The organism is Ruegeria sp. CF5 (assembly GCF_056537325.1).
The window spans coordinates 310,729-329,325 of record NZ_JBQFRI010000001.1 but is presented as its reverse complement, the minus strand read 5'-3'; the positions used below and the strand labels follow the sequence as shown (position 1 = coordinate 329,325).

Here is an 18,597-nt window from a genome sequence, read left to right as displayed (position 1 = left end):
CCGAAATGGCACTGGAACGCACGTTTTCGATCATCAAACCCGACGCAACCCGCCGCAACCTGACCGGCAAGATCAACGCCAAGTTCGAAGAAGCAGGCCTGCGCATTGTTGCGCAGAAGCGCATTCACATGACCAAGGAACAGGCAGGCAAGTTCTACGAAGTGCATGCCGAGCGTCCGTTCTATGACGAACTGTGCGAATTCATGTCGTCGGCTCCGGTTGTCGTACAGGTTCTGGAAGGCGAAGGCGCCATTGCCAAGAACCGTGAAGTCATGGGCGCAACCAACCCCGCAGACGCAGCCCCCGGCACCATCCGCGCCGAGTTTGCTGAATCGGTTGGCGAAAACTCGGTCCACGGTTCGGATGCACCTGAAACCGCCGCTGTCGAGATCGCATACTTCTTCTCGGGTATCGAACTGGTCGGCTAATCCGGTTTGACACAAATTTTGAGGCCGCTCTCAATTTTTGGGGCGGCCTTTTCTTTTGAGAGGCTCTGTCTCGCGGTCCGAAGTATTTTCAGCCAGATGAATGAAGGATCGCTTATTCGTCCTTCCTTGGTTGTGACAGAGCGGTGGGCGAAGCCCGTTATGCGTCTGGATTAAGGTCTGTTGGACTGACACGAACACCGAGCGCGTCCAACTCGGCGGCGATGCGCCCGGGGACCGATTGGGTGTTTTCGGCCTTGATCGCGTCGAACCGCACGCGAAGGGCTTTTTTCTCTTCCCCTTTGCAGTCATTCCAAGGGCGGCCCTGCAGTCCCATAACAAGCACATAGTAGCCGATGAAATGGGCCTTGGTTCCCGCTCTGAGCAACTGGGCATAAGCCGCGTCGGCCCCAATATCACGCAATTCCTGGGCCGAATGAATGCCCGCGCGTGTGCAGGCCTGTTCAAAGGCGGGGCCAAGGTTTCGGATTGAGGATACCGGGTCTGACATGCCGCAGGTTTAGCGCGGCAATTCCTACCTGTCACCCTTGGCTGCTTGTTATGGAAGGCGCCGTGCGATACCCAGTTGAGTGAGGGAGAGAGAGATGGACGCACCGGACATTGCGATGGCCGCACAAGGGCTTGAGCTGACAGACCCGCCGCCGGGGTTTGTTGAGGATCCGTTTCCATTTTATGATGCGCTGCTGACCCATGCCCCGGTTCTGCCGCAACCGGACGGATCGGTTCTGCTTAGCCGCCATTCCGATCTGGATCGGATTTATCGAGATACCCGGCTGTTTTCTTCGGACAAGAAAGCCGCGTTCGGGCCGAAATTCGGCGTCGGTTCGCCGTTGTTCGAACATCATACGACCTCGCTGGTGTTTTCGGATCCGCCGCTGCATACGCGTGTCCGCAGGATCATGACATCCGCACTTACCCCACGGGCGATTGCAAAGATGGAGCCCGGCCTGATTGAAACGGTGGATCATCTGCTGGACGCGATGAATGGCAAGTCGCAGGTTGATCTGATCGAAGATTTCGCATCAACCATTCCCATTCAGATCATCGGCAACCTGCTGGATGTTCCTATGGATGAACGTGGTCCGTTGCGTGACTGGTCTCTGGCCATTCTGGGGGCGCTGGAACCTGCATTGACGGATGAACAACTGGCGCGAGGGCACAGGGCCGTCGAAGAGTTCAAGGCGTATCTGACCGACCTGGTGGGGCGCCGACGCGCTGTGCCGGGTGATCCGGAAACGGATGTTCTGACGCGGCTGATCCGGGGGGAAGGTCCGGATGAACAGTTGAGCGAGATCGAGCTTCTGCAAAACTGTATCTTCATTCTGAATGCAGGGCACGAGACCACCACCAATCTTATCGGCAACGGGCTGGCCCTGTTGAATGACCATCCTGTGCAACGCCAACGTCTGATGGACGATCCCGATCTGATCACTCCCGCAGTCGAAGAAATTTTACGCTTTCGCTCACCCAACCAGTTCGGAAATCGTGAAACCACTGAGGACATTGAACTGGACGGGCGGTGGATTGCCAAAGGAACAAATCTGCACCTGTGCATCGGTGCCGCTAATCGCGACCCCGACGTTTTTGAAGACCCCGGGCGATTTAACATCTCGCGCAAGCCGAACAGGCATCTGGCATTTGCAGGTGGACCGCATGTCTGTGTTGGTCTGACACTGGCCCGCATGGAAGGGCGCATCGCGTTGGATCGATTCCTCAACCGATACCCGGATTTTCGTTTGCTGGACGGGCGAGTACCGGGCGGACGCATCCGGTTTAGAGGATATGCATCACTCCCAGCCACGATTTAACGGTTTCGCTTGCTGTCTGGCTGGCAAAGTCCGGATCATTACATTCAAATTCAAGCTTGAATGGTGGGGGAAACGCCGATTTTATAACACTGATTACGCCAAAAGGGTGGCCCACCGGTTCTCGTCGACCCAGGGAGATTTGTCATCAGGTAGCAATATTTCACCTGAATTGTAGAGCAACGACAAAGGGAACGGACTTCCGAAAACAAGTTGAGACTTTTCTGGCGGCTGATGGAGACACCCAAGAGGGGACAGGAATGATCGATACGTCGGGTGAACTTTTTGTCGTTCCCGGTGCAATTGATGTGCAGGAAGTGGCCCGATCGCTCGGGAAGCTGACGCTTGAAATCGGCCTGCCTTCCGACGCCCTGAAGTTTTCCGTTTTGGACTGCTTTGATCAATCCTTGCTTCGATCAGGCCGTCTTTTGTTGGAGGCAGGAGGGGAGCTGCATCTCTGGGGCAGCTCGGGCCAACACTGCGTTCAGACGGCAAAGCGGTCCGGCAATTTTGTTTCAGACCTCGGCGCAGGATCGGTTCGTGATGCGCTGGCTGACTTTCCCGCCTTGCGGGCCTTGATGGAAATAGGCTCCGGCAGGTTTGTGACACGGGAGATGTCGGTACTGGACGAATGGCGAAAAACCCTTGTCCGCGGGCGGATCATTGAACTCAGCTCGGACAAGGCGGTAGCCAATCTGGTTCTGCTGCAAAGGATGCGCGGCTACGACCGGGCCTATGAAAAGACGCGCGACGGGATAGCAGACATTGCCGGTGTGACTGATGACATTTCGTCCGTGGTTTCGGTGCTTTTTCCCGAAGTGGAGCCCTATCAGGCAAAACCGGTTATCCCGCTGGGTAATACCGAGCCTGCCATTCAGGCCGCCAACGATATCATTCGCACCTATCTGACCGTTGCACGCCGGAACGAGACCGGAGTGATTGCCGATATCGACACGGAATTCCTGCATGACTACCGTGTGTCCCTCCGTAAAATCCGATCAGTGCTGAGCCTGTTCAAAGGTGTGTATTCCGACGACCAGACCAGACAGTTGAAACAGGCATTCTCTGATCAGATGGAGCCGACCGGGCGGATGCGTGATCTGGATGTGTATCTTTTGGAGAAAGAAAGATATTTCAGCCTGTTGCCTGATAACCTTCATCCCGGACTTGAAAGAATGTTTACAGAGTTCGGGAAAGAACGCGCAAGGGAATATTCCAAGCTAAAACGACGCTTTAACTCTTCTGCCTACAGGGATTCCATATCCGATCTGGCCGCCATGTTCGATGAGGTGAATGTGTTATCTGCGGGCAAAAACGCTGAGCTGGGCGCGTATGATTATGCCTGCAGGCTGATCTGGAAAAGGTATCGGAAGGTCTGCAAGCTTGCCCGTTCCATCACCGATACGACTCCGGATGATGATGTTCATGACTTGCGCATCGAGTGCAAGAAACTGCGCTATCTCATGGAATTCTTCGGGCCTTTATTCGGAAGAAAAGAATTCAAAACGATTTTCAAGCCTCTGAAAAAGCTTCAGGATAATCTTGGATTGTTCAACGACTATTCGGTTCAGCAAGATGCGCTGTCGGAGTTCATCAAGGTCCGCGATGACCGCTCGGGTCGCGCGGATTCTGAACTGATCATGGCTGTTGGTGGGTTGATCGCCGTCCTGCATCAGCAGCAAAGGGCCGAACGCGCGCGCGTTGTCTCTTGTTTTGAACACTTTGACAGTCCCGGAATCCAGCGCCTGTTCCGCACTCTGTTTTACAAGCCGGAGGATTGAGGGATGAAGGTCATCGCCTGCTACAGCAACAAGGGCGGCGTCGGCAAAACGGCGACGTCGGTCAATCTGGCCTATGCGTTTTCCCGGTCAGGAAAACGGGTATTGCTGTGCGATCTCGATCCGCAGGGAGCATCCGGCTATTACCTGCGCGTAAAACCTTCGAAAAAGCTGACCGAGGCGCGGTTTTTCGAAGATGTAAAACGGTTTACCCGTGCTATTCGGGCCAGCGACTTCGACGGGCTGGATGTGTTGCCCGCGAACATGTCCTATCGCGATTTCGACGTTTTTCTGTCCCGGATGCGCAATAAACGCTCGCGCCTGAAGAAAGCACTTAAGTCGGTTGGCGGGGACTATGACGTCATTGTTCTGGATTGTCCGCCCAACTTTTCGATGCTGTCCGAGAACATATTCCGGGCCGCCGATCAGATCGTCGTGCCGGTCATTCCGACAACCCTGTCCGAGCGTACGTTCGAGCAATTGGTGGGCTTTTTCGACGAACACAAACTACCCAAAAAGAAACTCCGTGCCTTTTTTTCAATGGTGCAGCTTCGCAAAACGCTGCACACCGATACGATGCGTTTGATGAGCAAAACACACAAGAAACGGTTCCTGAAGGCGTGGATTCCCTTTTCGACTGACGTGGAACGCATGGGGTTGCATCGCGCGCCGGTCAGCACATTTGCGGCGCGTGGTCCGGCTGGTAAGGCATATCGCGCGTTGTATCAGGAACTGGAAACCGGGATGGGTGTTTGACACATGAGCAAGGAAATCGAACGGAAATTTCTGGTGGCCGAAATGCCCGACCTGAGCCACGCACGTAAAGCAGTGGTGCGACAGGGGTATCTGACCGGACCTGACGATTCCACCGAACTGCGGCTGCGTCAGAAAAACGATCAGTTTTTCCTGACCCTGAAAGGGGGCGGCGGACTGGTGCGGACTGAGCGTGAGGCCGAGATATCGCAGGAACAATTCGAAACCTTCTGGCCGGAAACCAAAGGTCGCCGCGTTGAAAAGGAACGCTATACCGCTGCTTTACAGGGTGGGCTGAGCTTTGAACTGGACCTTTTTCTGGGCGACCTGAACCCGCTGCGTCTGGTCGAAGTGGAATTCGCGTCTGAAACCGAAGCCAACAATTTTGAACCTCCGGCATGGTTCGGCACCGAGGTCACCGTGGATAAACGTTACAAGAACAAGATGCTGGCGATCACCGGCATCCCGACCTAGCCGGCGTTTGCACGGCGCGCCAGTTTCAGCGTCGCCTCCAACCCCGGATTGATATTGCGCGCCAGAAAATCACCACCATGCATGCGGGAAATGGCAGCGACCAGCGCAAGACCCAATCCGGAATTGCGCCCTGTTCGTGCGGGGTCGAGTGTAACAAAAGGTTCTTGCAAGCGTGGCAGGTCGGCTTCGGGAACTCCCGGTCCCTGATCGCGCACGCTCAGCAGGGCAAATCGCTTATCCTCGCTGAGGTCGACAGTTATCGTCGAGCCGCTGGGGGCGTAACGCAAGGCGTTCTCCAGCAGGTTGGAAAGCGCTTGCGACAACAGGGGCCTGTGCCCCTGGATCGGTGTGGCCTCGCCCTGCATTTCCAGCCTGACCATGTTGTCAGCGGCGAGGGGTTCGTAAAGCTCGACCACATCCTGAACCAGTTGTTGCAGGTTCACTTCTTCGAACTGTTCCCGCCCCAGACCTGCCTCTGCCCGCGAAATTTCGGTCAACTGACCGAGCACACGCAGCAGATGATCAATTTCACCTACGGCGCGCGCAGTATCCGCCTCGCGCTCGTCTTCACTTTGACACGGATCCGACAGCGTCTCGACCCTTTGCCGCAACCGGGACAGGGGAGAGCGCAAATCATGCGCGATGGAATTCGAGGTGGTCCGCAGATTGCCGACCAGTTCTTCGATGCGATCCAGCATGTGGTTCAGGGTTCTGGCCACCTGATCGAACTCATCACCGGTTCCACGCAGGGGGATGCGGCGGGTAAGGTCGCCGGATACGATGTCATCGGCGGTATCGGCAAACTCCTTGAGGCGCGAGAAGACAAGGCGGGTCAGCAATCCGCCGGTCAGGATGCTCAGCGCCAGAGCTGCGGCAAGTGCCAGTGCAACCGAATGAAACAGAACCCTGTCGAATTGCTGCCGGGCCGAGGCGTCGCGCCCGACCAGCAGACGCTCACCTCCGCGCAGCCGGATCGAGGCGGCAGAGATCGGGACATATTGATTTGTATCGGCTTTCAGCAACTCAAGCTCGACCCAGCCGCTGCCGGGCGCCACGCCTTCGGGCCATTGATCCATGTTTCCTGCAAGGATTTCGCCAAACCGGTCCGTCAGCAAATATAGGGCATCGCGTTCTGCAGCATTGGTTAAACGGCGCTCGATCGCCGTCATCAGACCGATCAGCCCTCGGCGCTCATACTCATCCGCTAGCCCGGTTAACTCAGCCGTTACGACTGACCGGGTTTCACCGGCAATGGTTCGGTTCGCGGTGACGTAAACCAGCGCCAGAACGGTGGCGGTCAAAAGCGTGCTCAGCACCATGCTGGCCAGAACCAGCCGTGTTCGGGAATTATTCAGGGAAAGTGAAGGGTTACGCATCAGACATCATGTAACCTGCGCCCCTTACCGTTTCAATCAGCGGTTCAGACCCGCCTTCGTCCAACTGGCGCCGAAGCTTGGAAATATGAACATCGACAACGTTGGTGTGAGGGTCGAAATGATAATCCCACACGCCTTCAAGCAACATCGTGCGGGATACGACCCGGTTCTTGCGGCGCAGGAAGTATTCGAGAATCTGAAACTCCCTGGGGGTCAGGGTGATTTCGTGTCCATCCCGGGAAACCTTACGCGTCAGCAGGTCCATTTCCAGATCGCGGCAGGTCAGCGTCGAAGCCTCTTCCGCCTCTTGCGGTCTGCGCAGCAACGCCTCGATCCGGGCGTGAAGCTCGTGAAATGAAAATGGCTTGACCAGATAGTCATCTGCACCGGCCCGCAACCCCTTGACCCGTTCGTCCACGGCGCTCATTGCGGTCAGCATCAGAACAGGTGTGTTAAGGCCCGCAGCCCGCACCGACTTGATCAGGGACAGCCCGTCCAGTCCAGGCAGCATACGGTCCAGAATGATTGCATCGAACCCGCCATCGGTGGCGTGATACAGTCCTTCGCGCCCGTCCGGGGCGCTTTCCACGGCATAGCCTTCTTCGGCAAAACCCTTTGCGATGAAGTCCCGCGTTTCGGTGTCGTCTTCAACGATCAGGAGGCGTCGGCTCATAGTCAGAGTTCCTTTCAACACGGATATAATCACAGACTACGGAAAATGCACATGCCGGGTGCGGGGTCCGCACCCGGCTGCCCGGCATAAGGGGGACAATCCTTGTGTGCCGGGAGGTGCGCGCGTGAAACTCCCCAATTTCAGCGCGCGCAGGGCCTCGGGTCAGGCAATTTCGACCGCAACGAAAATCTGGTTTCCGCCGCGATTGATCAGCACCAGCGCCGGATCCGTCTTTTCGCTTTCCAGTGCCGCTTTCAGAGCCTTGGGTGTGTCGGTGGCCTGTTCGCCCAGCTGGACGATCACGTCGCCGCGTTGCAGACCCGCTTTTGCGGCAGGGCTATCAGGCTTGAGCGACGTTACGACCACGCCATTAACACCCTCGGCAACGCCCATCTCGGCACGAGCGGCTTCGTTCAGCGGTGCGACCGTTACGCCCAAAGTCGCATCGGATGCATCTTCACCCTGAACAGTGCCGGTATCGGCAGCAGCCGTCTGGTGCTGACCAACCGTGACGTCCAGTTGCTGCTCCTTGCCGTTGCGCAGGACGGTAATCGTGCTGTCGGTCCCGGCTTTGGTTGCACCGACAATGATCGGCAGGTCGCTGCTGGATTTCACGGTTTCGCCGTTGAAGGACAGGATAACGTCACCCTGTTGCAGTACACCCTCGGCCGGGCTGTCGCCCATGACTTCGGACACCAGCGCGCCCTTGGCCTGATCGATTCCCATGGCTGCGGCCAGTTCAGGGCTGACAGTCTGAATGGAAACACCCAGCCAACCGCGGCTGACCTGACCATCGTCACGCAGATCCGCCGCAATGTGCTCGACGATATTGGATGTCACGGCAAATCCCAGGCCGACCGAACCGCCGCTGGGCGAATAGATGACCGAATTCACGCCAACAACTTCGCCTTCCATATTGAACAGCGGACCACCCGAGTTGCCCTTGTTGATCGCCGCATCGGTCTGGATGAACTCGGCATAGGGTCCTTCCGAGATGTTGCGGCCCTTGGCCGAAACGATGCCGGTGGTGACTGTCGAGCTCAGCCCAAAGGGGTTGCCGATGGCGACCACGTCTTCGCCCACGCGGATGTCGTCGCTGTCACCCAGTTTGACAGGTTGCAACGCTTCGCCCGCATCAATCCTGAGCAGCGCAATGTCGGTCAACGGGTCGGTTCCGATCACTTCGGCTTCGAACGACCGGTCGTCGCTCAAGCGCACGGTAACGGCGGACGCCCCTTCAACCACGTGGTTGTTGGTGATGATGTAGCCGTCCTCGTCCAGAACAAATCCCGACCCCAGACCATGGCTGGGCCCGCGCTGTGGCGCGTCAAAGCCCTCGGGCATACCAAAGCGCTTGAAGAACTCACCAAAGGGATGGTTCTCGAACTCTTTCATGTTCGCCGGGGCTGGTTTGGCGCTTTGTTCGGCGGTGATGGTCACGACCGACGGCGAGACTTCCTGTACCAGATCGGCAAGGGCCGCATCGGCCAAAGCGGGCAGGGCGGTGCTTGCCATCAGTGCTGCCCCCAGCGCACTGGCGCCTGCCAGACTCGCCGTGCCCGGCAGAAGGCGTGTGGTTTTTCGAATGCTCATTATATTCTCCTGCAATCAGCCCCGGTACCTTTCCGGGCATTGATGCAGGAGATACGGCCACAACATTTGCTTCTTCTTTTGCGAAGATTAAGAGTTCTTCATCTTTCCCTGCTTTGCCGGGTTATCCCGGATCGTCATCTGATTGCAGAAAGTTACCCAACGGAAGCTCTTTTAAGGCGCGGTCTTGCGTGCCAAGCGAATCGGTGGATTGTTGCCGAAATCGGCCGATATTTTCGAAAAGGGTTGTATTGAATTAAAAACGTAAACAAAATTTTTCCAATTTTCGGGTCGATTGGCGCGATCTCCTAGAGGTTGTTCTCGAATTTCTTACTAAATTTATAAGAATGTGCCTATGTCTTTGCATATCATGCTAAAAGACAGTGTATCTCCTCTAAAAACCTGCTGTTGATCACTCAAGTGCACATTGCACCACACTTTCAAGTTGATCGACGTCCAATGTGATGTTGCGAAAAAGCCAACGCGAATTTTGAAAAGCGCTTACTCGATACAAATTTTACGTTGTTTGAGAGCGCCTAATGGGTGACGATGAAAGTGCCCAAATGAGGGGGAACTGCTGGCACTAGGGGGTGTCGACGGTTGTAACTCAGTCACTGGGAGTGGGTGTCGCTAAGTTAACGAGGGGGTCTTGTTCCAGGTTCGGCGGCATATCGTTCGGAACAGCTGTACAGCGTTCTGATCGCTGCTTTCAGGGTTGGTGAATGGTGGATATCTTATCTTGGGCACCGGCCCGGTCTGCAAAGACCGGGCCGCGTTACTTTCAGCATTTCAGATTTTCTGCCGTGACCGTGCCCTTTCCCAATCCGACCATGCCTTGGGGGTATCCAGATCCAGCCTTGCATGAACGCCTGGCAGTTTGACCAAGTGCACTTGGCTCGAATGTGCCTGAACCACCTGTTGTGCACCGCTGTCGCCGGTCAGTGCGGTCAGATCCCCGAACAGCGAGCGGTCAAAGATCACCGGATGACCGGGTTTGCCGTCCTCTGTGGCCCCGCGCCAGATCATTTTGTCAGGGCAGGTTGAAACTGAGTGAATGACCGCGCGCAAATCCAGCGCCGTCAAGTCCGGCAAATCGGCCAGCAAAACCATCACGGCCCTTGCCTCGGAAGGTACCGCACGCATTGCCTGTCTAAGGCTGGCATTCATACCTTCTGCCGCATCTGGTACAGCAACCGGCCGCACGTCCAGCCCCTTTAGCACGTCGTATCGCGCGTGGGGTTCCCGGGGCAGGGCGACGATGACAGGGCCAGCCGACAGCGCCGTTTCGGCGCTGCGCCTCAACAAAGGTACACCGTCGATTTCCTTCAACAGCTTGTCCGCGCCTTTCATGCGGCTCGACTGACCGGCGGCCAGCAGGATGATGGGAATATCCGTCATCCCGCCACCATGGCGATTGTTCGGCGACCTGTCACCCACGCATACGTGCGCCATCCGCATCGAAAAGCGGTTCCGAGATGACCCGGGCCTTTCGCATCTGACCAAGGATTTCGATTTCTACTTCCAATCCGTCAGCAATCCGATCGGTTGGCAGAAACCCTTGCGCAATGGACTTTTCAGCAAAGTGTGAATATCCGCCCGATGTACAGAACCCTACCACCTTGCCGTCCAGCCAAATCGGCTCATATGCGTTTACATCGGCGTCCAGCGCATCGACTTCGAACGCTACCAGTTTGCGTGTGGCATCAGATTCACGCTCGGCCTCGGCGGGGGTGCGACCGATGAAATCCACGTTCTTTCTGAACGAAATGAACCGATCCAGCCCGGTTTCCGCTGCGGTGTAGTCAGGCGAGAATTCTGCCATCCACGACCCAAAGAACTTGTCGAGCCGCAGGCTCATCATCGCGCGCATTCCGAACGGTACCATTCCATGTGGCTGACCCGCCTCCCACAGTGTCTGCCAAAGCTGACGCTGGGCCATGGGATCACAATAAATCTCGTATCCCAGATCTCCGGTATAGCTGACCCGCTGCACGATGCACTCATTCATTCCGATGGTCATGCGGCGTACATCCAGAAACTTCAGATCGGAAACGTCGTCTCGGGTACAGGCTGCCAGAACCTGTGCAGCCTTTGGGCCCGCGATCTGAAAGCCGTTCCGTTTGTCACTGACATTCTCGATGCTTACGCCATCTTCGGCATTTCGCAGGAACCAGCGCATGTGGAACGCCTGCGATCCGTAGGACGCTGTAAGCTGGAACTCTTCTTCACCCAGACAAGAGATGGTGAAATCCCCGATCAGCTTGCCCTTGTGCGACAGCATCGGTGTCAGACTCAACCGCCCGAGGGCAGGTATCCGGCCTGCCATGATCCGATCCAGCCAAGCGCGGGCGCCTTTGCCGCTGATCAGGTATTTTCCAAAGTTGTGCACCTCGTTGATGCCGACACCTTCGCGAACACCACGTACTTCGCGACCTGTGGCCCCAAAGGCATCCGAACGCCGGAATGACGGTGTTTCATACGCAGGTTCGTCGCCCTGCGCGAAATAGTTCACAACCTCCAGACCATATTGCTGGCCCCAGACAGCGCCCATCCCGCTGAAGACATCATACATGGGTGTCGTGCGGTTTGGTCGTGCGGCGGGTAGTTCCTCGTTGGGGTAGGCCACCGAGAAACGTTTCTGGTAGTTTTCGATAACTTTCGGGCGGGTATATCCGGTGCTGATCCAGTCTCCGAACCGGGCCACGTCCATGGCCATCACATCGCGTTCGGGTTCACCCTCGATCATCCACTGCGCCAGCATCAGGCCTACGCCGCCGCCCTGGCTGAACCCGGCCATCACACCGCAGGCCGACCAATAGTTGCGCATCCCCGGCACGGGACCGACCAGAGGGTTGCCATCAGGCGCAAAGGTGAACGGCCCGTGGATCACCGATTTCACTCCGGCTTCGGCCAGAACAGGGAAACGGTTATAGGCAAACTCGATACTGTCGGTGATCTTGTCATAGTCGTCCGGCAACAGTTCATGCCCGAATTCCCAGGGCGTGCCGTCCACTGCCCAGGGTTTGCAGGGCTGTTCATAGAAACCGATGCAAAGGCCACGCCCCTCCTGCCGGAGATAGCTTTCGCCCGCCGGATCCATCACATGCGGATGCTCGCCGCCCGCATCGATGATTGCCTCGATTTCCGGGATGTTGTCGGTGACCAGATACTGGTGCTCCATCGGGTGCAGCGGGAAATACACGCCAGCCATCGCACCGACTTCCCGAGCCCACAGGCCGCCCGCATTGACGACATGTTCCGCATGGATGGTGCCCTTGTTGGTGACGATATCCCACGTTCCGTCAGCGCGCTGATTGGTTTCGCGTACCATGCAGTGCGTTTCGATCGTGGCGCCACCCATGCGCGCAGCCTTGGCATAGGCATGGGTTGTGCCGGACGGGTCGAGGTGGCCATCCAACGGATCGTAAAGCGCACCGATAATACCGTCAGTATTGGTGATCGGCGCGATCTTTTTGATCTCGTCCGGTCCGACAATCTCGGTCTCCAACCCCATAAACCGGTGCTTGGCGCGTTCGGCCAGCAGCATGTCGAACCGGTCCTGATTGTCCGCCAGTGTCACCCCGCCCACATGGTGCAGCCCACAGGACATGCCGGTGATCTCTTCAAGCTCTTTGTACAAACGAATTGTATACCCTTGCAGCGCGGCCATGTTGGTGTCGCCATTCAGCGTGTGAAACCCGCCAGCGGCATGCCACGTCGATCCCGAAGTCAGCTCGGACCGTTCCAGCAGCATGACATCGGACCAGCCGAGCTTGGTCAGATGATACAACACCGAACATCCAACGACGCCGCCACCAATGACGGCCACACGAGTGGTTAGTTTCATGACTGTCTCTCCTCGGAATTTGCCGCCAGTCTGAAGGTGTTGAACCGGTATGCAATGCCAATCGCGACAAAACATGTCGTTTGACGCTTCTCAATTTTTGGGTTCATAGGACGCGGCGGGGCGAACGGTCATGAGGCTGTTACAGAATCAAACTATCGGCGCCCCACTTCGACGTGACGTCAATTACTCCACAAGGACAACGAAATGAGTAAATTCGACCCCAAACCCAAATCCCTTAGCCGCCGTGAATTCATTGCCAAGGCCGGCGCTCTTGGTCTGAGCGCTGCGGTAGCCAACCTGATTTGGGCCGAAGCGGGATTGGCTGAAACGCCCAAAAAGGGCGGCCACTTTGTTCTGGGGCTGAAGGGCGGCGAAAGCACCAACACCCTTGATCCTGCCTTGTCGGCGTCGCATGTGACGGCCAAGGCGCTGCGTGCCTTTGGCAACACCCTGACTGTTGTGACCCCGGAAGGTGGCATTGCCCCAAGCCTCGCAGAAAGCTGGGAGGCATCGGAAGACGCCAAGACGTGGTATTTCACCATTCGCAAGGGCGTTGAATTCCATAACGGCAAAACCCTGACCCCCGAGGACGTTCAACTGACGCTGGCGCGCCATTCGAACGAGGATTCTCAGTCCGGTGCGTTGGGCATCATGCGTGGGATCGAAGACGTGCGTGTAGACGGCGACAAAGTTGCCATCACCCTGACCACGCCCAACGCCGATCTTCCCTATCTGGTGTCGGACTATCACCTTGTGATCCAGCCCGGTGGCGGCATGGACAACCCGGCGGCTGGCATCTCGACCGGCGCGTTCAAGGTCGTGGCCGACGAACCGGGTGTTCGCTATGGCTTTGAAAGGTTTGCCAACCACTGGGATGACACCGTCGGCCACTATGACAGCCACGAAATTCTGGTTCTGAACGACGATACAGCCCGTGCGGCGGCTTTGCAGGCCGGGCAGGTCCACGCCATCAACATCGTGTCCCCACGTACCGCCAAGCTGTTCGGTCGTGCGCCGGGCGTCACCATCAACGCCACATCGGGGCGTGGGCACTATATCTTTGTCATGCACACGGACACCGCGCCGTTCGACAACAAAGACCTGCGTCTGGCGCTGAAATACGCCATCAACCGGGATGAGCTGGTGGACAAAGTGCTGCGCGGCTATGGAACGGTCGGCAACGATATCCCGATCAACGAAGCCTATCCGCTGTTTGACGGATCACTTGAACAGCGCAGCTTTGATCTGGCCAAAGCAGCCGAGCACTACAAGGCATCGGGCCACGACGGATCTCCCATCGTGCTGCACGTTTCCGATGCGGCCTTCGCCGGTGCGCTGGATGCAGCCCAGCTGTTCCAGCTGTCAGCGAAAGAGGCGGGTATCCCGCTGGAGATCAAGCGTGAACCGGCAGATGGCTACTGGTCCGAAGTTTGGAACAAGAAACCTTTCTGCGCTTCTTACTGGGGTGGACGTCCGGTACAGGACCAGATGTGGTCGGTGGGCTACCTCTCGACCGCGGATTGGAACGATACCCGCTTCAAGAACGAGGAATTCGACGCGTTGCTTCTTAAGGCGCGCGCCGAACTGGACACCTCGAAACGTCAGGAAATCTATGCCCAGATGGCGCGTATCGTCTGGGAAGAGGGCGGGTTGATCAACCCGATGTTCAACCAGTTCATCGACGGCTATTCAGAGACCGTGACCGGCTGGGCCGCTCATGCAAATGGTGACCTGATGGATGGCTATGTGGCCAGCCGCACCTGGTTCGCATAAACCAAAATACAGATCGGCGCCCGTTCTTCGGGCGCCGGTTCTACAGTTGTAAGGCTGGCCGGGTCAGGGCTTGCCGCGTTACAGCGGGCGGATTTTCAGGCCGGTGATCCGGTTACCCTCGCGGTCGGTCACCTCGAACCGGAAACCGTGGAACGAGAATACCTGTCCCACTTCGGGGATCATCTGCGCCTCGTGAATGACCAGCCCCGCCACGGTGTTGGCCTCTTCGTCAGGCAGCGACCAGTCCATCGCGCGGTTGACGTCGCGAATGGTCATTGCGCCTTCGACAAGGTACTGACCATCCTCGGTCCGCGTCACCGGAACGTCTTCTTCGATATCGAACTCGTCCGCGATTTCACCCACGATTTCCTCAAGAATGTCTTCCAGCGTGATCAAGCCGCGCAGTGACCCGTATTCATCCACGACCAGCGCAAAGTGGCTGCGTATCCGCAGAAACTCTCGCATCTGATCATCCAGAGTGGTCGTTTCGGGCACGAAATAGGGGGCATTCGCGACCTTCGAGACATCAAAGCTTTTCAGTCGGTCCGCATCGCCTTCGGCACCCCCGACCTGCGCATACATCGCACGAAACAGGTCCTTTGCGTGGACAACGCCGATGACATTCTCCGGTTCGTCCCGAAACACTGGCAGTCGGGTATGGCGGCTTTGCAGACATTGCTGCAGGATGGTTTCGGGTTCGGCATCCGCATCGATCATTTCGATGTTCGAGCGATGCAACATGATTTCTTCGACCGTGCGGTCGCCAAGATCCAGTGCGCCCAGAATGCGGTCACGGTCTTCCTTTTCGACGACGCCTTCGGAATGTCCCAGTTGCAGCGCACCCGCAATTTCCTCGCGGACAGCCAGCACGTGACTATCGGGGTCGATCTGTACGCCGAACAGCCGCAGCACACCGCGCACCAGAAGGCGCACAGCGGCGACCACCGGCGAAAACAGCGTCACGATGATGCCGATCGCAGGGGCAACTGCCGCCGCCGCTTTTTCAGCATTTGTGATCGCGTAGGTTTTGGGCAGAACTTCGGCAAAGACCAAAACCAGCAGGGTCATCACCAGAGTCGCAAGTGCAACGCCGCTTTCACCAAAAAGCCGTGTGAATAGGGCCGTCGCAAGCGAAGCCGCCAGAATGTTCACAAGGTTGTTGCCCAGCAGAACCGACCCTATCAGGCGTTCGTTGTCTTCGGTGATATCCAGCGCCTTTTGCGCCCCACGCGATCCTTTGTCGGCCTGCGCCCGCAGCTTGCCGCGCGAAGACGCCGTCAGGGCGGTTTCAGAGCCTGAGAAAAAGCCCGACAAGACGAGCAAAAACAGGATGGCGCCGGAGATTGTCCAGAATGCGCCGTCGATCAGGGAAGGGTTGGGTTCCATCGGTCCTTGGTTGTTCTGTGTTCTGCATCCGTTATGGGGCCGGTGCCTCGCCCGATCAAGGGGTTAGCCCTTATCCTTGTTTTTGGCCAGCGGGTGATGTTCCAGCACAAGTTCGGACAGACGTTCGTCCAGAACATGCGTATAGATTTCCGTCGTCGCCACATCCGCATGGCCTAGAAGCGTTTGAATCGCGCGCAGATCAGCCCCGTTTGCCAGCAGATGCGTAGCAAAAGCGTGGCGCAGCGTGTGCGGAGTGACCTTTTCAGGCGAGACGCCCCCCTGAACCGCAAATTCCTTGATCAGCAAAAAGAACCGGTGGCGGGTCAGATGGCCGGATTTTCCACGTGACGGGAAAAGAAAGCGCGAAGGCTGGCCGCCTTTTTCAACGGTTTTTTCCTCGACCTCGTCCCGAACGGTCAACCACGCGGCCAAAGCATCGCGCGCAGGCGGTGACAGTGGCACCATCCTTTCCTTGCCGCCTTTGCCAAGGATCAGCAGCATTCGCGGATCGCCGCGCGCCGAGGAAACGGGCAGGGACACCAGCTCGGTTACCCGCATACCTGTCGCGTACAGCAACTCCATCAGGCAGGTATTCCGCACACGGTCCGCCGCATTGCGGCCCGTCATTCGGGCCGCTTCCAGCAGGCGATCGACTTCGGTCACTTCAAGCGTTTTCGGCAACCGCTTTTGCCGTCCGGGCCCCTTGATCTGAATGGCCGGGTTCGACTCGCGCCAGCCTTCCTCGAAGGCAAACCGGTACAGCTGTTTGATCGCAGACAATCGCCGCGCGCGGGTCGAACGCGAAAGCCCCTGCGCATCGCAGTCTATCAAATACCCCTCGACCCGATCCCTGTCGGCAGCCATAAAATCGGATTTGTGCCGGTCCAGCCAGTCGGCAAAGTCCTTGAGGTCGCGCCCATAGGCCAGCAGCGTATTGGTCGCGGCACCCAGTTCAGCGGCCTGCGCCTCGAGAAACGTGGAAATCCAAAGATCCTGCGTATCGGGCGCTTTCATGGTCAGCTTCCGTTCAGGATCATCAATTGCAGCGCCGCCCGGCGCGCCGTGTCCTCCAGACCCACGCGGCGGAATGTGGCCAGTGCGGCGGTCAGGTCAACCAGATTGCCACGTGCGCCGTGGGTGAACAGTTGCATTGATTTCAGAATCGCCTCGCCCAACTGACCGTTGGACAGCATCGCATCGATGTCCCTCGGGACGGGGGCAGACCATGCAAACCCTTCGGATATCGCATCGGCCAGCGGCGAGGGCGAAATCGCGCGCCCCGGATCGCCCTGTGCCAGAGCGGCAAGAAACAGGTTCTGTTCGGACTCTTCGGGCAGGGTCAGAGCAGCGGTTTCATAGGTTTCTGAAAGCAGCAGAATGCGCCAGCGCAGGTTTTCCGCGTTAGGCGACGACAATTCAACCTTCGACAAATCCTCGGAAAACAACTCTGCAAAAGGTACTTCCAGCCCGACGCTTTGCATCATTTCCCAGACAGGGGGCAGGGTTTTGGAAATTACCTGCGGATCACCGGCGTTCAGCGCGGCCTCAAACCGTTGAACGGCCGCCACCCGATCCCAAACACCGCCGGACGCTGCGGGATCGCGTTCCGTATAAAGGCCCAGCAGCTGGTTGGGTGTCAGTGCGCCAATGCGGGTCAGACGCTCGGCGGCTTCGATTTGCGCTTTCCATCCCGCGACGTCCCGCAGGTCAGCATTGGCAAAGGCCCGCGGCAGCGAGGCCGTCGGCAACCGCTCACCAATCGCTTCGAACATCCTGAACGTCAGAGGATCAGGGCGCTCTGGTTGCGGCAGGTATTCTGCGCCTTCGTACAACTCCGGGCTAAGAAACCTGTCTAGCAGGTCCAACTCTTCCGGCGGCAGAACCTGCAACGCGTGAGCGGCCTCCAGAGTCAGAGCGGCGGATGTCCAGTCCCCCCGGCGTGCTTTGCAAAATATCTGCGCCGCATAATCCCGCGACAGATGGGGCTGAGCGATCAGGGCGGTGCAACTACGCTCTTCGTCCCCAGTCAGCAGGGTGGCATCGAACCAGTGTTGAAACCTTTCCTGAGAATCCGTCGGACCGGCTAATTGAATCAGGGATTGTGCAGGGTCGCTGGCGCCCAGTTGCATCAGCCGGTCCAGCCGGGCGAACAACATTACCTCGTCCGCGCCAGGACCTGCGGGCGCACGCGCTTCGGTCAGCAACAGAGTGAACAACAAGCGCTGCATGGCCGGATTACGGCGTACCGGTACCTGCGATATCATTTCCGCAAGGCGTTGCGGGTCACTTCCGCGCCACAGGTCAAGCGGCAGCCCCGTGACCGAGGACGATACCAGCCCCAGCGGGCGCGACAGCGATTCCAACGGGGTGACCTCGACATTGGGCGACAGGCCCGTCTGGGTCACAGGCGGTTCAAGCAGTACTGTTCCCGGCAGGTTTTCGGGCGGATCGTTCAGCCACTCGATTGCTGAAAGGGGCTGTTGCGCAAAGGCCGGTCCGGTCAGGCAAAACGCAATCAGCGTTGCCCTAGTCAACATCCAATGTCACCGGTTCGCGGATTTCACTTTGCGGCGCAGAAAAGTCGGCGCCGAAAAACGGCCCGACATAAGCATACGCCACCAGCCCGATGAAGCCGAGGCAAATAAGGTATATCAGGAACTTGATCAGACGGCCCATGGTTTAACGCTGCCCCAATT

Annotated in this window: 16 protein-coding genes; 6 read left to right on the top strand and 10 right to left on the bottom strand. The window is 57.6% G+C overall.

Annotated elements, in window-relative coordinates:
* Window positions 1-5: 5 nt before the first annotated feature.
* Window positions 6-428: a nucleoside-diphosphate kinase gene (gene ndk / locus ACR0NW_RS01540; protein ID WP_068334875.1), complete on the top strand. Its 423-nt coding sequence runs from the start codon at window positions 6-8 to the stop codon at window positions 426-428.
* Window positions 429-585: 157 nt separating this feature from the next.
* Here the strand turns inward: ndk and ACR0NW_RS01535 are convergent, their stop codons facing one another.
* Window positions 586-936 (bottom strand): TfoX/Sxy family DNA transformation protein, encoded by a 351-nt coding sequence (locus ACR0NW_RS01535; protein WP_480449238.1) that lies wholly within the window; start codon window positions 934-936, stop codon window positions 586-588.
* A gap of 94 nt (window positions 937-1,030) precedes the next feature.
* On the opposite strand from ACR0NW_RS01535, the gene ACR0NW_RS01530 reads away from it, so the two are divergent.
* From ACR0NW_RS01530 to ACR0NW_RS01515, 4 genes are all read left to right on the top strand, one after another.
* The gene (locus ACR0NW_RS01530) at window positions 1,031-2,254 is read left to right on the top strand and encodes a cytochrome P450 (protein WP_480449240.1); all 1,224 of its coding nucleotides are present in this window, start codon (window positions 1,031-1,033) and stop codon (window positions 2,252-2,254) included.
* Window positions 2,255-2,511: 257 nt separating this feature from the next.
* The gene (locus ACR0NW_RS01525) at window positions 2,512-4,032 is read left to right on the top strand and encodes a CHAD domain-containing protein (RefSeq protein ID WP_480449242.1); all 1,521 of its coding nucleotides are present in this window, start codon (window positions 2,512-2,514) and stop codon (window positions 4,030-4,032) included.
* Window positions 4,033-4,035: 3 nt separating this feature from the next.
* Entirely contained in the window at window positions 4,036-4,785 is a 750-nt protein-coding gene (locus ACR0NW_RS01520; protein WP_480449244.1) for a ParA family protein, read from the top strand.
* A 3-nt stretch (window positions 4,786-4,788) separates the two neighbouring features.
* Entirely contained in the window at window positions 4,789-5,256 is a 468-nt protein-coding gene (locus ACR0NW_RS01515) for a CYTH domain-containing protein (RefSeq protein WP_480449246.1), read from the top strand.
* Here ACR0NW_RS01515 and ACR0NW_RS01510 read toward each other — a convergent pair.
* The 5 genes from ACR0NW_RS01510 to ACR0NW_RS01490 all read right to left on the bottom strand — a co-directional run bounded on the left by ACR0NW_RS01510 (window position 5,253) and on the right by ACR0NW_RS01490 (window position 12,742).
* On the bottom strand, window positions 5,253-6,632 hold the full coding sequence (locus tag ACR0NW_RS01510) for a sensor histidine kinase (RefSeq protein WP_480449248.1): 1,380 nt from the start codon (window positions 6,630-6,632) through the stop codon (window positions 5,253-5,255). The two genes, ACR0NW_RS01515 and ACR0NW_RS01510, sit on opposite strands and share 4 nt — an antisense overlap.
* Window positions 6,625-7,305, bottom strand: coding sequence for a response regulator transcription factor (locus ACR0NW_RS01505; protein ID WP_170650261.1), 681 nt, complete (start codon window positions 7,303-7,305; stop codon window positions 6,625-6,627). Before ACR0NW_RS01505 ends, ACR0NW_RS01510 begins: the two co-directional genes overlap by 8 nt.
* A gap of 162 nt (window positions 7,306-7,467) precedes the next feature.
* A complete protein-coding gene (locus tag ACR0NW_RS01500; protein ID WP_480449250.1) occupies window positions 7,468-8,898 on the bottom strand; it encodes a DegQ family serine endoprotease in 1,431 nt (476 codons plus the stop codon).
* Window positions 8,899-9,684: 786 nt separating this feature from the next.
* The gene (locus ACR0NW_RS01495) at window positions 9,685-10,293 is read right to left on the bottom strand and encodes a nucleotidyltransferase family protein (RefSeq protein ID WP_480449252.1); all 609 of its coding nucleotides are present in this window, start codon (window positions 10,291-10,293) and stop codon (window positions 9,685-9,687) included.
* A 31-nt stretch (window positions 10,294-10,324) separates the two neighbouring features.
* On the bottom strand, window positions 10,325-12,742 hold the full coding sequence (locus ACR0NW_RS01490; RefSeq protein WP_480449254.1) for a GcvT family protein: 2,418 nt from the start codon (window positions 12,740-12,742) through the stop codon (window positions 10,325-10,327).
* A gap of 204 nt (window positions 12,743-12,946) precedes the next feature.
* On the opposite strand from ACR0NW_RS01490, the gene ACR0NW_RS01485 reads away from it, so the two are divergent.
* Window positions 12,947-14,515 carry an ABC transporter substrate-binding protein gene (locus ACR0NW_RS01485; RefSeq protein ID WP_480449256.1) on the top strand — a complete coding sequence of 523 codons (1,569 nt, stop codon included), beginning with the start codon at window positions 12,947-12,949 and terminating at the stop codon, window positions 14,513-14,515.
* Between the two features lie 78 nt (window positions 14,516-14,593).
* Here ACR0NW_RS01485 and ACR0NW_RS01480 read toward each other — a convergent pair whose 3' ends face one another.
* The 4 genes from ACR0NW_RS01480 to ACR0NW_RS01465 form a co-directional block, all read right to left on the bottom strand.
* Window positions 14,594-15,901, bottom strand: coding sequence for an HlyC/CorC family transporter (locus tag ACR0NW_RS01480; RefSeq protein WP_480449258.1), 1,308 nt, complete (start codon window positions 15,899-15,901; stop codon window positions 14,594-14,596).
* Between the two features lie 63 nt (window positions 15,902-15,964).
* Complete coding sequence (locus tag ACR0NW_RS01475; RefSeq protein ID WP_480449260.1) at window positions 15,965-16,915, bottom strand: site-specific tyrosine recombinase XerD; 951 nt, start codon at window positions 16,913-16,915, stop codon at window positions 15,965-15,967.
* A 2-nt stretch (window positions 16,916-16,917) separates the two neighbouring features.
* On the bottom strand, window positions 16,918-18,438 hold the full coding sequence (locus tag ACR0NW_RS01470) for a hypothetical protein (protein WP_480449262.1): 1,521 nt from the start codon (window positions 18,436-18,438) through the stop codon (window positions 16,918-16,920).
* Window positions 18,428-18,577, bottom strand: coding sequence for a hypothetical protein (locus ACR0NW_RS01465; protein WP_170650243.1), 150 nt, complete (start codon window positions 18,575-18,577; stop codon window positions 18,428-18,430). The genes ACR0NW_RS01470 and ACR0NW_RS01465 overlap by 11 nt, the downstream gene beginning before the upstream one ends.
* Window positions 18,578-18,597: the final 20 nt, after the last annotated feature.

Bases quoted from the DNA above. Each gene is read 5' to 3' on its own strand.
- ndk (WP_068334875.1), top strand. From the start codon at position 6: ATGGCACTGGAACGCACGTTTTCGATCATCAAACCCGACGCAACCCGC.
- ACR0NW_RS01535 (WP_480449238.1), bottom strand. From the start codon at position 936: ATGTCAGACCCGGTATCCTCAATCCGAAACCTTGGCCCCGCCTTTGAA.
- ACR0NW_RS01530 (WP_480449240.1), top strand. From the start codon at position 1,031: ATGGACGCACCGGACATTGCGATGGCCGCACAAGGGCTTGAGCTGACA.
- ACR0NW_RS01525 (WP_480449242.1), top strand. From the start codon at position 2,512: ATGATCGATACGTCGGGTGAACTTTTTGTCGTTCCCGGTGCAATTGAT.
- ACR0NW_RS01520 (WP_480449244.1), top strand. From the start codon at position 4,036: ATGAAGGTCATCGCCTGCTACAGCAACAAGGGCGGCGTCGGCAAAACG.
- ACR0NW_RS01515 (WP_480449246.1), top strand. From the start codon at position 4,789: ATGAGCAAGGAAATCGAACGGAAATTTCTGGTGGCCGAAATGCCCGAC.
- ACR0NW_RS01510 (WP_480449248.1), bottom strand. From the start codon at position 6,632: ATGCGTAACCCTTCACTTTCCCTGAATAATTCCCGAACACGGCTGGTT.
- ACR0NW_RS01505 (WP_170650261.1), bottom strand. From the start codon at position 7,305: ATGAGCCGACGCCTCCTGATCGTTGAAGACGACACCGAAACGCGGGAC.
- ACR0NW_RS01500 (WP_480449250.1), bottom strand. From the start codon at position 8,898: ATGAGCATTCGAAAAACCACACGCCTTCTGCCGGGCACGGCGAGTCTG.
- ACR0NW_RS01495 (WP_480449252.1), bottom strand. From the start codon at position 10,293: ATGACGGATATTCCCATCATCCTGCTGGCCGCCGGTCAGTCGAGCCGC.
- ACR0NW_RS01490 (WP_480449254.1), bottom strand. From the start codon at position 12,742: ATGAAACTAACCACTCGTGTGGCCGTCATTGGTGGCGGCGTCGTTGGA.
- ACR0NW_RS01485 (WP_480449256.1), top strand. From the start codon at position 12,947: ATGAGTAAATTCGACCCCAAACCCAAATCCCTTAGCCGCCGTGAATTC.
- ACR0NW_RS01480 (WP_480449258.1), bottom strand. From the start codon at position 15,901: ATGGAACCCAACCCTTCCCTGATCGACGGCGCATTCTGGACAATCTCC.
- ACR0NW_RS01475 (WP_480449260.1), bottom strand. From the start codon at position 16,915: ATGAAAGCGCCCGATACGCAGGATCTTTGGATTTCCACGTTTCTCGAG.
- ACR0NW_RS01470 (WP_480449262.1), bottom strand. From the start codon at position 18,438: ATGTTGACTAGGGCAACGCTGATTGCGTTTTGCCTGACCGGACCGGCC.
- ACR0NW_RS01465 (WP_170650243.1), bottom strand. From the start codon at position 18,577: ATGGGCCGTCTGATCAAGTTCCTGATATACCTTATTTGCCTCGGCTTC.